This window comes from Bartonella sp. AC329YNZD (assembly GCF_042196685.1).
In the GTDB taxonomy this organism is placed as follows: domain Bacteria; phylum Pseudomonadota; class Alphaproteobacteria; order Rhizobiales; family Rhizobiaceae; genus Bartonella.
In genome coordinates this window covers 214,954-230,016 of record NZ_JBHIQS010000003.1, presented here as the reverse complement: position 1 = coordinate 230,016, position 15,063 = coordinate 214,954, and the positions used below count along the sequence as shown (strand labels likewise).

9 protein-coding genes and 1 pseudogene are annotated in these 15,063 nt (G+C 37.2%); 5 read left to right on the top strand and 5 right to left on the bottom strand.

The window, feature by feature from the left end; genetic code table 11:
• Nucleotides 1–293 precede the first annotated feature (293 nt).
• The 3 genes from ACFIMW_RS03255 to ACFIMW_RS03245 all read left to right on the top strand — a co-directional run bounded on the left by ACFIMW_RS03255 (nt 294) and on the right by ACFIMW_RS03245 (nt 3,549).
• Complete coding sequence (locus ACFIMW_RS03255) at nt 294–686, top strand: Fur family transcriptional regulator (protein ID WP_375607344.1); 393 nt, start codon at nt 294–296, stop codon at nt 684–686.
• Nucleotides 687–858: 172 nt separating this feature from the next.
• Complete coding sequence (locus ACFIMW_RS03250; RefSeq protein ID WP_375607345.1) at nt 859–1,953, top strand: HlyD family secretion protein; 1,095 nt, start codon at nt 859–861, stop codon at nt 1,951–1,953.
• A 24-nt stretch (nt 1,954–1,977) separates the two neighbouring features.
• Nucleotides 1,978–3,549 (top strand): DHA2 family efflux MFS transporter permease subunit, encoded by a 1,572-nt coding sequence (locus tag ACFIMW_RS03245; RefSeq protein WP_375607346.1) that lies wholly within the window; start codon nt 1,978–1,980, stop codon nt 3,547–3,549.
• A 1,445-nt stretch (nt 3,550–4,994) separates the two neighbouring features.
• Here ACFIMW_RS03245 and ACFIMW_RS03240 read toward each other — a convergent pair.
• The 3 genes from ACFIMW_RS03240 to ACFIMW_RS03230 form a co-directional block, all read right to left on the bottom strand.
• Complete coding sequence (locus ACFIMW_RS03240) at nt 4,995–5,579, bottom strand: GNAT family N-acetyltransferase (protein WP_375608101.1); 585 nt, start codon at nt 5,577–5,579, stop codon at nt 4,995–4,997.
• Between the two features lie 74 nt (nt 5,580–5,653).
• Entirely contained in the window at nt 5,654–6,787 is a 1,134-nt protein-coding gene (locus ACFIMW_RS03235) for a type III PLP-dependent enzyme (protein WP_375607348.1), read from the bottom strand.
• A 1,717-nt stretch (nt 6,788–8,504) separates the two neighbouring features.
• Nucleotides 8,505–9,422: a rhodanese-related sulfurtransferase gene (locus ACFIMW_RS03230; RefSeq protein ID WP_375607349.1), complete on the bottom strand. Its 918-nt coding sequence runs from the start codon at nt 9,420–9,422 to the stop codon at nt 8,505–8,507.
• Nucleotides 9,423–9,537: 115 nt separating this feature from the next.
• On the opposite strand from ACFIMW_RS03230, the gene eda reads away from it, so the two are divergent.
• The gene (gene eda / locus ACFIMW_RS03225) at nt 9,538–10,203 is read left to right on the top strand and encodes a bifunctional 4-hydroxy-2-oxoglutarate aldolase/2-dehydro-3-deoxy-phosphogluconate aldolase (RefSeq protein ID WP_375607350.1); all 666 of its coding nucleotides are present in this window, start codon (nt 9,538–9,540) and stop codon (nt 10,201–10,203) included.
• Here the strand turns inward: eda and ACFIMW_RS03220 are convergent.
• Nucleotides 10,182–10,628: pseudogene (locus tag ACFIMW_RS03220) on the bottom strand (ferredoxin--NADP reductase); the annotation flags it as partial. The gene eda and the pseudogene ACFIMW_RS03220 overlap by 22 nt on opposite strands.
• A gap of 18 nt (nt 10,629–10,646) precedes the next feature.
• Complete coding sequence (locus tag ACFIMW_RS03215) at nt 10,647–11,474, bottom strand: ferredoxin--NADP reductase (protein ID WP_375607351.1); 828 nt, start codon at nt 11,472–11,474, stop codon at nt 10,647–10,649.
• Nucleotides 11,475–12,550: 1,076 nt separating this feature from the next.
• On the opposite strand from ACFIMW_RS03215, the gene alr reads away from it, so the two are divergent.
• Nucleotides 12,551–13,666, top strand: a complete 1,116-nt coding sequence (gene alr / locus ACFIMW_RS03210; protein WP_375607352.1) for an alanine racemase — start codon at nt 12,551–12,553, stop codon at nt 13,664–13,666.
• The last annotated feature ends 1,397 nt before the right edge of the window (nt 13,667–15,063 follow it).

The window sequence follows — 15,063 nt, the reverse complement described above, 5'->3', positions numbered from 1 at the left end:
ACGTGCAAGCGAATGGTTTTGATTGATTCAAGATAAACAGATTTGAAATGAGACAATCTTACGATATTCGGGATTCTCATTCAATATGAACAACGATTAATTATCATTATAAATCAGTATATTGTATGTTCACGGCGGCTTCCAGATCCCAAAGTCTCCCTTCTCTCACAACAGTTACAACCCTTCTTATATATCACGACGCGTATCATGTTAAAGGGCCTATTCTATAATCACCATTGCATAAACGGCCTACACGCTTTATGCTTTCCCTTAAGAGCAAAAGGAAGGTGTCAATGTCATCTAAACTGACGCGTAACCAAACATTGGTTTTAAACACTTTAAAAAATGCAAAAGGGCCTTTAAGTGCTTATGCGATTCTCAATCACTTACGCGAAGAAGGTTTTCGTGCACCTCTCCAAGTTTATCGTGCGTTAGAAAAACTCGTACAGTTAAAGTGTATTCATCGTCTTGAAAGTGTAAATGCCTTTGTGGTCTGTTTACACCCTGAAAACTGTCAACATGAACTTACAACGTTTATAATTTGCGAAAACTGTGGCACAGTCAACGAAATACAAAATCAAACGATTGTAACGAGTTTAAAACAGATGGTTCAAGCTGTTGACTTCCAAGCACATAAAAGCACCCTAGAAGTACGAGGTCTTTGTAAAAAATGCGCAATAAAATAAGACCGCTAACTTGAAAACAAGATCTCTAACTTGCAAGTTTATATATTTAGCATTATGTACCAGGGATCGCCTTTGTTTGAAAAGCTCTTATCGCTCTTGCATGTATATCACCCTACCCTGTAGTGATAGACTTATTATACTCGTTGGAACATAAATATTGGAAGTATAAATCATGTCCGTATCTGAGACAATTTTTTCAACAAAAAATCTCGATAAAACGAAACAAAAAAAAGTAATCAAAGCCCTTCTTATTGTCTTTGCACTTTTTGTGCTTTGGTTTAGCTACAAATGGATAACGCAATGGCGTTATATGTTATCTACTGAAGATGCCTATGTGCAAGGAGATATAGCCGCTATTGCGACTAAATTAAATGGATATATTGAAAAAATTGCCATTAAAGCCAACCAAGTTGTAAAAAAGGACGATGTTTTATTTTACTTAGACAATGGTGATTATCAAATAGCCTTGGATCAAACAGAAGCGCATCTTGACACACAGAAAAAAACACTTCTACGCATTGATGCACAAATCACAGCCGCTCATAGTGCTTTAGATGATGCAAAAGCGCAAAAAGCAGCCGCTTCAGCCATAGCAACCAATGCACAACTCACCTTAAAACGTGTAACAGAACTGAAAGCCAATCGTTATGCCCCTCAATCTGATGTTGATGATGCCAAATCAGCTTATGAACAAGCTATCGCAAATGTTAACCGTGCAGATGCACAAATCGCTGCAGCACGCGCCAATATCCAAGTGCTAGAAGCACAACGAAGTGAAACAGAAAGCCAAACAAAGAGTTTAGAGCTCACACGTGAAAAAGCACAACGTGATCTTGATTCAACTATTATACGCGCGCCATTTGATGGAATCATAGGAAATTTAACAGCAAAAACGGGAGATTTTGTTGTAAATGGCCAACGTCTTGCAGCGTTAGTCCCCATCCATGCACTTTATATTGAAGCAAACTATAAAGAAACACAGTTGCAAAATATTCATGCGGGACAAAAGGCTTATATTTCTGTTGATGCCTTCAAAAAGGAGGTCTTTACAGGAACAGTGCTTTCTATTTCACCGGCAACAGGTGCTGTTTTTTCTCTTCTTCCTCCACAAAACGCTACCGGTAACTTTACAAAGATTGTCCAACGCATTCCTGTACGTATTTCTATTCCAGAAGAAGTCTTAAAGACCGGACATATCCGAGCAGGAATGAGTGTTTCAGTAGAAGTTGATACACGTACAAAGCCACAAGATAAAAGTCTCTTATAATAACAAGCAAATGACCTCATTATTATGACATCTTCAATACCAAAGCCCATACAGTCTCAAGAGCGTATAGAAATCCGTAGCATTGTGATTTTTATAGTTATGGCCTTTGGCATGTTCATGGCCATTTTGGATATACAAATCGTTGCCTCCTCTTTAGCCGAAGTTCAAGCTGGTCTCTCTGCGAGCTCTGAAGAAATTTCATGGGTTCAAACCTCCTATCTCATCGCTGAAGTCATCATGTTGCCCCTTTCTGGATTCTTAGGACGATTGCTTTCAACACGTGTTTTCTTCACCATATCAGCGATCGGGTTTACGATTACTTCTGTTCTTTGTGCAACAGCAACATCTATTGGAGAGATGATTATCTACCGTGCATTGCAAGGTTTTATTGGTGGAGGAATTATCCCAAGTGTTTTTGTCGCCTCTTATGTTCTTTTTCCTCCTTCCAAACGCCCAATTGTTACCCCTATTGTTGGACTAGTCGCAACATTAGCCCCCACTATTGGTCCAACGGTCGGAGGTTATCTTTGTCATATCTTATCATGGCACTGGCTTTTTCTCATTAATGTGCCTTTTGGGATTATTATTTCAATTCTCGCTTGGAAATTGATTGATTTTGATAAAGCAAATCCGTCTCTCATGGCTAAATTTGACTGGTTGGGGCTCATTTCTATGGCTGTTTTTCTAGGAACTTTAGAGTATGTACTAGAAGAGGGCGCACGTCATGATTGGCTGAATGATGAGCTGGTTCGGAATTTATTTATTATCATGATTCTTGCTGCAGCCTTATTCTTCTGGCGTGCTTTTACAGCAAAAGAACCCATTGTAGATCTCTCTACTTTTTCTAATTTTAATTTTTCAGCTGCATCCATTTTTTCCTTTTCTTTGGGAATAGGTCTTTATGGACTCACGTACCTTTATCCTGTCTATTTAAGCCAAATCCGCCATTATGATGCCCTGATGATTGGAGAAACATTGTTTCTTTCAGGATTCGTCATGTTATTAACTGCTCCCCTTGCAGGATTCCTTTCAGCACGAATGGATGCACGTTTAATGATGGCAATAGGACTTTTTGGTTTTGCAATAGGCACTTGGATGGCTAGCGCTATCACAGATAAGTGGGATTTTTGGCAGCTTTTTTGGCCGCAAGTTTTCCGTGGTGCTTCTGTAATGTTATGTATGGTTCCTATTAATAATATTGCCTTGGGAACACTTCCACCAGAACGAATGCAAAATGCTTCTGGACTCTTTAATCTCACACGGAATCTAGGTGGTGCTGTAGGGCTTGCCATTATCAGCACTCTTATGACAAAACGCACAGACTTTCATTATGAACGAATAGCCGAAACACTTAACCACGCAAACAGACAAGCAACTGAAATGCTTTCAAAGCTTATTTTATTATTCAAAACAGAAACCTTTGATTCCTACACTCTTGCTCTTTCTCAATTGTTTAATATAGCACGCATACAAGCAATGATTATGGCTTTTAGTGATATTTTCTTTATCATAACCATTATCTTTGGTGTTTTAGCATTTATGACCATGTTTCTCAAAAAAATACCATCCCTCATGGATTCACCACCAAGACACTAAGATTCATTAAAATTGAAGAATATTTTTGATTTTTATCACTTTCCTCGATTTTTTCACTTTATCTCTTCTCAAGAGACAATATAAATTAACATGTGATTCTAAATGATTCTTCTGATAAAAATCCTTTTCAATGCGAGCTCTTTACGCACTTTTAAAATAACGTCTCGCATATAAAAATTGTTTTAGATGATAATAAACAAAGAGCTTACCTAACATGCTCCACACTATAAAGATAAAGCAGCTATTTCTATCAGATTTTTGATTTATCACCATAGGGCACAAAAGATTAAAAGATTCTTTGCCCTTTACTCTTTTGAGTCTTACAAGAATATTCATAAAAGATTTATGATTCTTGTGATTTTTATTCACGCACCTATTTCCCTTATAATGTGTAGGATAACGTTTTTTGATTCTGAATGCAAAATTTTACATGAAAAAATCATTTTGTATTTGATCCTCTCATGCCAATTGCAAAACAAGTTGTCTTGATAGCAAAAAAGTAATGGAGAGTTTTTTCAAAAAAGCAGCTTTTAAACATGTAATTTTATTTTTTACGCCCTTTTAAAGAAGCTAATACTTACAGTTTTGATTCTACTGCCGCGTATTTTTCTTTCTTAAAGCCTCTTCTCTTTCGATAGCCACTAAAATTGTATAAAATTTCTTAAAATATCTCTCTTTTTGAATAAAATTGATCAATAAATGATCCCCTTCTATGCCCTACTCTTACCATGGTGGCTCCATAACTGTTAATGACAGAAATTCCCTCACATCTTCAATAGTAAACGTCTAGACACTTGTTTAACCTCTCAAAAATGCACATTCGTCGCTATTGAATCCACCTCCAAATACTTTAGAAAGGCTTCTAAGATTCTCTTCCCGATAGGCAAATAATCATTTCTGATGTGAAAAATTCAGTGGTATAAACGAAAAGCTCTCGTAGTCATAACATTGATTTATAATCATAATTTATGATGTTGTCTATTATAATGAGCAATCTGAATATTGTGAGAGTTTTCTATTCAAAACCTGTTCATGATAAATCAATCAAAATCATTCCCTTGCGCACGAAAAGCAGAGAGATAAAAACGGTTTAAAAAAGAGTAAAATACCGAATCGTTTCTATGCAAGATCTACCAACGATATTGAGAACTAAAAAATTATATGATGATACCGGCTTTAAAAGAATACAAAACCACTCAAAAATATGTTTCCTTTAATCCTGTAAAATATGACGCTATTTCAAAAAAAATGCGCTTTTAATATATTTCTAGTCACTTAACTGAAATTATTAAAAATAAGAAACCCGTCACATAAAGAAAAGGCTTTATAACACAATTGCAATGCAACGACCCCCAAAATTTGTACCGCATCAACATTTTGATACTAATCAAAACAGTATGCCCACCTCAATGCCAGCACTGTTGCAAACGCAATAAATACAGTCTTCAAGCCACTTTATGATGCTGAAAACGACTTGTAACGGCTCGTGCTCCACTAGGAGCCAAAGTGCCATAACACCCAGCAAGATAGTTTGGTATCAGTTCCAACGCTTGAAACCGATGTTTTTCGTAAGGACCAGGCATTGCCAAATTTTCTGTTAAGCGATTTGAAAAACCAAAACGTTGATAAAATTCAAAATCCCCTACCAATAAAATAGCGCCATATCCCAATTTTTTTGCTGTTTCAATTGCATGGCGGACTAAAATTGATCCTATTCCCATACCAGCACATTCAGCGGCAACAGCCAAAGGTCCCAAGAGTAAAGCATGTTGTGTTTCATTTTTTTCTTTAAAAAAAGAAACATGCCAAAGACGTACACTTCCCACAAGCTCTCCCAGAGCATTTTTAACCACAAAAGAAAGCCCTTGAGCAGCTAGCCGACCACGCCGTAAAGTCTCTGATGATTTACGTTTACGTCCACTCCCCATCGTTGAATCAAGCAAAATTTCTCGATAAGGCTTATCGGCTTCTTGCTCCAATAAAAGTGTAAAACATGTCCCATTTTTTGTTTGAAAATTAATCATGTTCATCTCTATAACCGCCCTCTTATAGCGTAATGACAAGCATCGCAAAAGTCTAATAACCCTATCGTCAAAAAGAAACGTCAGATCACATATGATCGTAAAGGCTCAAAACCATTAAAAGCAACAGATGCATAAGTTGTTGTGTAAGCACCAGTTCCATGAATCAATATCTCATCTCCTATCGTTAGAGATAGAGGAAGTGGATAAGGTGTTTTTTCGTAAAGCACATCTGCCGAATCGCATGTTGGTCCAGCCAAAATACAAGGCTCCATCACCTTATCATCATGAGGTGTCTCAATGGGATAACGAATAGCCTCATCCATAGTCTCAGCAAGGCCATTAAATTTCCCAATATCAAGATAAACCCATCGTACATTATCATTGTCAGCTTTTTTAGATATCAAAACAACTTCTGTGCGAATAACACCAGCATTGCCAACCATTGCACGCCCTGGCTCAATAATCGTCTCAGGGATACGATTACCAAAATGCTTTTTCAATGAATCAAAAACAGCGGTACCATAAGCTTGCTCTGTAGGAACATCTTTCAAATAACGGGTTGGAAAACCGCCTCCCATATTCACCAATTTCAGTGATATACCTTCTTGTTCCAAACGCTTAAATACTGTAGCAGCATCTGATAAAGCACGATCCCACGCACTCAAATCAACCTGCTGCGACCCAACATGAAAAGAAACACCATAAGCTTGCAAACCTAATTGGTGTGCCCGTCTTAGCACATCAACCGCCATAGCAGGGACACAACCGAATTTGCGTGACAATGGCCACTCTGCACCTTTTCCATCGGTAAGAACACGGCAAAAAACACGCACTCCTGGAGCAACACGCGCAATTTTTTCCACTTCTTCAACACAATCAACTGCATAAAGTGAAACACCCAATGCATATGCTCGCGCAATATCACGCTCTTTTTTAATCGTATTTCCAAAAGAAATACGCTCTGGCGTTGCCCCTGCTTTTAAAGCCATTTCAATTTCTGCAACAGAAGCCGCATCAAAAGAAGATCCTAAAGAACTCAGCAAACGCAAGATTTCAGGAGCTGGATTCGCCTTTATTGCGTAAAAAATACGAGACTGTGGTAGAGTTTTTTCAAAATTTAAATAGTTGTCACGAACAACATCAAGGTCAACAATTAAGCATGGACCTTCAGAACGATGTGTTGCAAGAAAATCGCGAATACGTTGTGTTGCCATCTGCAATTCTCCTTGAGGAAAAGCTTCCTCACTCTACGCTTAGACAGCCAAAACTGCCAAAAGCTAAAGGACAAAAAACACACAACAACTATCCCCATTCTGATTACAAAAAATCAGAAATTAGCATTGCATGCAGCGAAAGAACAGCGCGAAGCCGCGTTATTCTATTTTATCTGCCTTTTTGATTGGAGTTGAGAAAACCACTTCCGCACTGAAGGCAATGAGGTGTGCCTCTATAGTTATCCCAGTATTTAAAAACTGGAAGACACCAGAAAGGCCCGCACCGTCGTTGCTTCAAGATGTCCTCATTCTTGCAATTGGCTGTAAGAATGACTGGAGCGGTTAGTTCCAGGTACCGTACCGGTTAATCTCACCATTTGAGAACCAGCGGACACCCACAGGCACGTGCGACTTTGGGCAAGGCATCCTATAAAACGAATCCTTTCTCATTTCAATCATTTTTTTAATTTTAAACATTTTTTAATTCTTAAAGATAAAATGATGCGAAAAAACAACACTCTCCTCCTCTAACAGACAAAACCATCCCTCTGCTTTCATGGGATTTCCCCCTTACACCATCCGTACGACATCAAGCACTATCTTGCTTTAAAAGCCCCTCGTTTCTTTACCCTATTCTATCTCCTAATATCTGCAGCAGAAAATAACACAAAATAAATTACTCAACACATTAATTTATAACGATAATTTATTATTTTGCTCTTAAACAAAAATCCCATCATAAAATTCTCTCATTTCCCTCCCTTAATAATGAATCAAGAAAAATCATTCTCTTGCGCATCACAAGCAGAAAACAATATATGAATAAAAAACAATTGAAAAAAAGAGTAAAATCCCCCCTTAATATATCCCCTCAAATGCAAGGACTAGTAACATGGAAAACAGGGTGGGGATCGACTAAAACACCATCATCTTTAAAAAACATGATATCTCCCCATAAAACGCCATTATCTTTCTCATCTACATCTTAAAAACATCCCTGCTTCTACATCTATTTCACAACATCGCTTAAGAAAGATATCATGCCCCCGTATAATATAGCTCATATTATATAGATCAACGGCATATCACCATCTTTATGTTTATGAAGTGACATAACTAACGTCTCCGCTTTATCTGCCAACTTCCAATATTGCAGAAACTCCTCCATTGAGATGTGTCATATTATCTTAAATAGTTTTGCTCATACATTGCTCCCATTTGTAATATACAAATGAATGAGATTGTGTAATTCGTCATCATCAAATCCGAAAGAAGTAAATTTCACGATATTCAACCCTTATTATTCAAATTTAAATAAATTATCATTTATAAATCAATGTACTATATGAAATTCTAAAATCATAAGCTCCTATTATCATTCTATTTCTCTTAACTTTGCTGCTGCTCTTTTATCTTCTCTCGTGAATCATATCTTATTCATTCACACACTCTTCTCTTAAAACTATAGATCCCGCTCCTCTGCGTTGTTGGGAAACAGCTTTTTTATTTTAAAATGAACAATATTGGAGAACTCACTCCTATAAAATCAAGAAGAGCAAACGATCTATAATCATTATTTGTAAATCAACAAATTAACGTAAAAAAAAAGACCGAACAACATCCGGTCTTATAAAACTTTTCTACCAATATTAAAAACGCTTCTCTCTTAAATTTAAGAGAAAAAAGCTAGAATTTAAATCCCTACACGACGATATCGTTATGTCCCTTGATGAGAATCAATTGCCCGCAACTTCAACAATTGGAATTGCCTATGGCGCTCACGAAAGCGTTCTCTATCAGCTTCACTGCGTGTGTTATAACAAGCGTCACAGGAAACACCTTCTTCATAATGAGGCGATAACTTGCTTTCAGTATTGAGAGGAGAACGACATGCGCGACATAATTCGCGTCCACATTCTTCAAGACCATGTTGAACAGAAACACGCTCATCAAAAACAAAGCACTCACCCCACCATAAACTTTTTTCTTTTGGAATTTTTTCTAAATATTTTAAAATGCCACCTTTTAAATGGTAGACTTGCTCATAACCAAGATCACGAACATAAGCTGTTGATTTTTCACACCGAATACCACCTGTACAAAACATGGCAATTTTCTTTTTCTTTTTTAAATCAGCCTCATGTTTACGCACCCATTCAGGAAATTCGCGAAATGTTTTAATCTGCGGATCAATCGCTCCTTGAAAACTCCCAATCGCATATTCATAGTCATTCCGTGTATCAATCAAAATTGTCTCTTCATCTTGAATAAGAGCATTCCAATCTTCAGGATCGACGTAAGTACCAACAACTTTTAGCGGATCAACACCTTCAACCCCCATTGTCACAATCTCTTTTTTCAACCGCACTTTCATACGATGAAAAGGCATCTTTGATGCCCATGAATATTTAATCTCCGGCGTTTGAAACGCTGGCTCCGCCACAATAAAATCCACCAATGCCTCAATCGCAGCACAAGAACCAGCAACAGTTCCATTAATTCCCTCTTGTGCTAAAAGGAGGGTTCCTTTGATATCCTTTGCTTGACATAAATCCTGCAAAGGTTTTTGTAATTGACGATAATGCTTCAAATCTGCAAAGCAATAAAGTGCAGCAACTTTAAAATTCTTTTCCATGTGTTTTGCCATAACGCGCGTTTCATTCAATTTCAAGATTTATTCATGTACTCTTTAACATATTGTGCTTAATCAAACGATACAAATAATATCATCTCCAAGAAGAAAAAATATCATGTGCCAAAAAAGAGAAAAGCTTTTATCATATCTCCAAGGACAAACTGTTATACCTGTTTTGCTCATTGATAATCTACAAAGTGCTGTACCCTTAGCACGCGCTCTTGTCAAAGGCGGATTAAAAACAATTGAGATCACCTTGCGAACACCAAATGCCCTCAAAGCAATTCAGAAAATTACCCAAGAAGTCCCTGAAGCAATCGTTGGCGCTGGAACAGTTCTCAACACGATACACTACGAGCAAGCCGAACAAGCAGGCGCAAAGTTTATTGTAAGCCCCGGATTATCCAATGAATTAATCAATTGTGCAAAAAATAGCGAAATTCCCCTTCTTCCCGCTGCAATGACCCCAAGTGAACTCATGCAAGCATTAAACAAAGGCTATTCATATCTTAAATTTTTCCCAGCTGAAGCTGCTGGAGGTATTTCATTCATCGAAGCTTTAGCATCTCCCTTCTCTGATATCCGGTTTTGCCCAACAGGCGGTATTACACAAAAAAGTGCAATACAATGGCTCCAACTGCCCAATGTCTTCTGCGTTGGTGGTTCTTGGATAGCACCCCAACCGCTCATCGCAATAAGTGATTGGGATTCGATTACTGCATTAGCGCATACTGCAACACAACTCTCCTCTCTATCGAAAAAAGCGCGCTCTACAACATAAGTAGCGGGAGCATTGTTAGCCCCTTCAACAAGACTAAAACCTTCACACATCCTTGCGCAATCTTTTAACATTGCCATCGAACCACAAATCATCACCCGATCTTCATCAGGGTGAATTTTAGGAAGGCCTGTTGTTTCAAAGCCACTTATTTCAAAAAAATCTCCACTTTCCATAACAGTCGTAATACGGCCCATATGCTCAGAAGGTTCACGAGTCGTCATAGGATAAAATCTCAACTGTTGTGCATACTCTCCAATGAATGGATCTTGTTGCAAAGAGGAAACAAGATCTTTTGCACAAATTAATCCATTCTTTTCTCGCGTTATTTAAATAAGAACAACTTCTGCAAATTTTTCATAAATGTCAGGATCACGAATAAAGCTTGCAAAAGGAAAAACCCCGTACCGGTTTGAAAGAAGATAAAGCACCAATTTTCCCACTCATTACTCCACAAAAGCGCGCTCTACAACATAAGTAGCAGGAGCATTGTTAGCCCCTTCAACAAGACCAAAACCTTCACACATCCTTGCGCAATCTTTTAACATTGCCATGGAACCACAAATCATCACCCGATCTTCATCAGGATGAATTTTAGGAAGGCCTGTTGTTTCAAAAAAATCTCCACTTTCCATAACAGTCGTAATACGGCCCATATGCTCAGAAGGTTCACGAGTCGTCATAGGATAAAATCTCAACTGTTGTGCATACTCTCCAATGAGTGGATCTTGTTGCAAAGAAGAAACAAGATCTTTTGCATAAATTAACTCATTCTTTTCACGCGTTGTTTGAATAAGGACAACTTCTGAAAATTTTTCATAAGTGTCAGGATCACGAATAAGGCTTGCAAAAGGAGCAATCCCCGTCCCAGTTGAAAGAAGATAAAGACGTTTTCCAGGAATAAGAGCATCAAGAACCAACGTTCCTGTAGATTTTTTACGCATGAGAACTGTATCACCAATTTTAATTTTTTGGAGATGCTCGGTTAATGGCCCTCCTGGAACTTTTATCGAAAAAAACTCAAGCTGTTCATCCCAAAAAGGACTTGCAATCGAATAAGCACGATAAATTGGCTTTTCTGCATTTGGCAAACCGATCATAACAAATTCACCTGAACGAAAACGAAAACTTTCCGGACGATTCAGGCGAAATTTAAATAATCGATCTGTATAGTGAAAAACCTCTTGGACAGTAAGAGCGAATACATTCGCAGGAATCGGAAAATTTGCAACGCTGCTGATGTTTGACGGAACATTGGTAGCAGACGTATTCATACTCTTCCCCATATCTTTATTGACTATTAAATTTCGAATCCCTGACGTGATATAATCCTTGTATAATCATCTGCCAACAATTTTCTTAAACCAAAAGCCTTAAGATTAACACTTTTATGTCAAAATTAATCGAATGAAAAAAATGTGAATACAAATCATATTCAAAGAGAAACAAAAACATCGAGTGTTAAGCAATCACGGTACTCTTTTCCACTTTAACACATAATGCATAGTATACAGTGTACCGCTACAACACTTTATTCTCTTTGCAAAATTTATAACCGAAAACCTTAAAATTAAGAGAGAAAAAACATCTGTGGATTGAACAATAAACGCACGACTCCACAACAAAGTTTTCGGCATTACATCCATTGTTTTCTTTACTGACCTTTTTACACTGCCCTTTCCATAAATAAATGAGTCGAACACCTTCTATGATCGACAAATTGATTTCACTAAAAACCAATCAAACGATAAAAAGCAAATATCGTATTCCCACTTCATCTTGAAAAGAAATAATGTCCAAATCAACAGCTATTGATGTATCAGAAAGTGTTTATACACTCTTTCCCATTTAACAAAAGTAACTTTAAATGCATAAGATGACATCCAAAATTACACAGATGAGTGATCTTCCCCTTTATGGTAAAAACTTGTAATGCATTGATTTAACGTGGTTAATTTAATCATTTTACCTTCTCTAAATAAGCAGCCAATGCAATATTTAATCAAAACAATCATACCAGCAACAATAGTCTAACATTGCACTCTTCAAAATGATACAATACAATAAACTATGCTTTCTTTTTTAAGAAGCCTCAATTAAAAATAAATAAAAAAAATAAAAATCTATGCTTCACAAATTATCAGAAAACACCATGTTGATAACAACACAAATAAAACTAAAGTATCTCTTATATCCAGAGTAGCATTTTACATAAAAAACGACTTTAATGGCAGTATAGGCTTCTTATGATTTTGACCATAGCAAACCGTATCTTTCATCTCTCATAAGTAACCTCTATAAAATAACCAAAGAAAACTGCGTATTTCACGAATACAGATAAGATTCTAAAATGAAAAATTCCGTTAATGACGAAATAAATACATCACTCTATGCAGCTGTCGCAACCATTGATGTCAGTGCCATTGTTGCCAATTATATCACTTTAGCCAAACGTGTAGCCCCAACAGAATGTTCAGCAGTTGTAAAAGCAAATGCTTATGGATTAGGCGTTCACAAAATTGCTCCTGCCCTTTATCAAGCTGGTTGTCGCACTTTTTTTGTCGCACAAATCAGAGAAGCACTCCAATTAAAAAGCATTTTACCATCAAATGTCATGATTGCCATTCTGAATGGACTTCCACACTTAGCAGAAGAATTTGTCGCACAGTCTGGTATTGTTCCGGTTTTGAACTCTTGGAATGCCATTGAAAATTGGCAAAAAATTTGTCAAAAAAAAGATAAAAAATTTCCAGCAATTGTTCAAATCGATACCCATATGAACCGATTAGGACTTGATCAAAAAGAATTACAAAAGCTCATCAAACACCCTACAATTTTCGAAAAAGCAGACATAAAATATATTCTCAGTCATCTTGCTAACGGAGAAGATGATACCCACCCATCAAATTATGCCCAATTAACTTCTTTCAAAACTGCCCTTGCGCAACTACCAACCTGTAGAGCTTCCTTTGCCAATTCTGGAGGTATTTTTTTAGGATCAGATTTTTATTTTGATCTTGTTCGCCCCGGTATTGCACTTTACGGAAGCGCCCCCTCAGGAAAACACGCATCCCTTCTAAAACCTGTTTTAAAACTTGAAGCTCAAGTTCTTCAAAACCGTGTTGTTGATGTAGATACACCTGTTGGTTATGCAGAAAGCTTTATAACCAACAGACCAAGCACTCTTGCAACCATTTCTATAGGCTACGCAGACGGCTGGCTCCGTGCTCTTTCGAATAAAGGAACTGTTTATTTCAACGGGCACAAACTTCCCATGGTTGGGCGGGTTTCTATGGATTCCATTATTGTAGATACGACCGATCTTGAACAAAAACCTCAAACAGGTGACTGGATCGAACTCATTGGTCCCCATCAAACACTTGAAAAAGTATCTGTAGATGCCAACACCCTTCCCAATGAAATTCTAACATCTCTTGGACCACGCTATAAATACATTTACACATAAAGACTCTTTAGCCATAAAGAAATAAATTGATAAAAATCATCATTTTAGAAAATTGAGGGGCTTTTACAAAAGATTTTACAACAATCAACCACACAGAATGGTCACAGACACCGTACATTCACAGAAATCTCAAAACAGACAAGTTGATGGACTATTTTATGGAAGTAGCTTTCATCTAAAATACAAAAACTTAACCTTTCCCCATAAATTGACAAAAAAGAATCTACTACAAATTTTTTAAAATTAATTTCCCAATTAAAATCATTCGCTTGCATACCACAAACTGGATTATGTGTAGATAAAAATGATTTAAGAAAAGATTAATGCCTCTTATGAACCATAGTGCCAAGAGCTATAACATTAAGCGCTGGCAAAATGTATGATAGTGCCGGCTTATTCCGTTATGAAGTGTAAAGATTGGGGGGCTCTTAATAGATTTATCGTTCCACTCACAAGCGCCGTCGCGAAATGGGATTGGAAGCGAAATGTGTCTTTAAAACAAACATCTGAATTAACAACCCAAGTATATTCTTTTTGGAGCGTTCTGTTTCACATGAGGATCGTGCCCCCACTAAAGAACACAATAAATAAAAGCATGGAGCAATGTGCAATCCCTATTATTAAAAAACATTGCTTTAAATGCTTTTGAAAGCCGCAAAGCTGAATTAAAAGGAGATGATAAACTGAGGATTGATTTTTATCTTTACGGCTTTACATTTTTCCAAAATTAGATTGTCTTCCAGTTTAAAAGGTTACGTCAACAAAAATACGCAATTCCCTCGCCCTCATCTGACAAACAAAAGCAGGAACTACTCATAAAGCTCTTTTTTCTCAATCTCTGGCTCAAAAAATTTCGCTGCGTTAAGTTTGGATGTTGATTTACAGGAAACAGCTAAAGCACACGAGCTCTTAGGAAAACAGCGCCGTAAAGTCACAAACTGACTTGCAATGAAGTGGAAAGATGTGCCGGCTTTTTATAAGACACCTTGTAAAAAATACCCATAATACATTTGGCTTTGCGTTTGCTCATTCTAACAGATGTTCTTATATATTTTTGCGTCATATTTATAAAAAGCAGATTAAAGAGAAATATTTAGACAATTTTTGACTCGAAAAGATGCAACAACAGAGTTTCGCGTGTCTTTATCATCAAAAACACTAAAATTGATTTTATTCTTTCTACAACCGGTCGTCGTCACCCTAGTGACGAGTAGTATATCACAACACATGCAACAGACGTGACCTATCCTCATAGGTTCCGCTCTCGTTTACATGATTAGCTGGCTAGACCGATGGCCTAGTCACTAAAACCATGTCATACGGTAGAAGGCAAAGGAGAGCATACCTATTGCCGACAAAACACAGCTTTTTTGTCAACTTTTTCGATTTTGCTCATG

Bases quoted from the DNA above. Each gene is read 5' to 3' on its own strand.
- ACFIMW_RS03255 (WP_375607344.1), top strand. From the start codon at position 294: ATGTCATCTAAACTGACGCGTAACCAAACATTGGTTTTAAACACTTTA.
- ACFIMW_RS03250 (WP_375607345.1), top strand. From the start codon at position 859: ATGTCCGTATCTGAGACAATTTTTTCAACAAAAAATCTCGATAAAACG.
- ACFIMW_RS03245 (WP_375607346.1), top strand. From the start codon at position 1,978: ATGACATCTTCAATACCAAAGCCCATACAGTCTCAAGAGCGTATAGAA.
- ACFIMW_RS03240 (WP_375608101.1), bottom strand. From the start codon at position 5,579: ATGAACATGATTAATTTTCAAACAAAAAATGGGACATGTTTTACACTT.
- ACFIMW_RS03235 (WP_375607348.1), bottom strand. From the start codon at position 6,787: ATGGCAACACAACGTATTCGCGATTTTCTTGCAACACATCGTTCTGAA.
- ACFIMW_RS03230 (WP_375607349.1), bottom strand. From the start codon at position 9,422: ATGGAAAAGAATTTTAAAGTTGCTGCACTTTATTGCTTTGCAGATTTG.
- eda (WP_375607350.1), top strand. From the start codon at position 9,538: ATGTGCCAAAAAAGAGAAAAGCTTTTATCATATCTCCAAGGACAAACT.
- ACFIMW_RS03215 (WP_375607351.1), bottom strand. From the start codon at position 11,474: ATGAATACGTCTGCTACCAATGTTCCGTCAAACATCAGCAGCGTTGCA.
- alr (WP_375607352.1), top strand. From the start codon at position 12,551: ATGAAAAATTCCGTTAATGACGAAATAAATACATCACTCTATGCAGCT.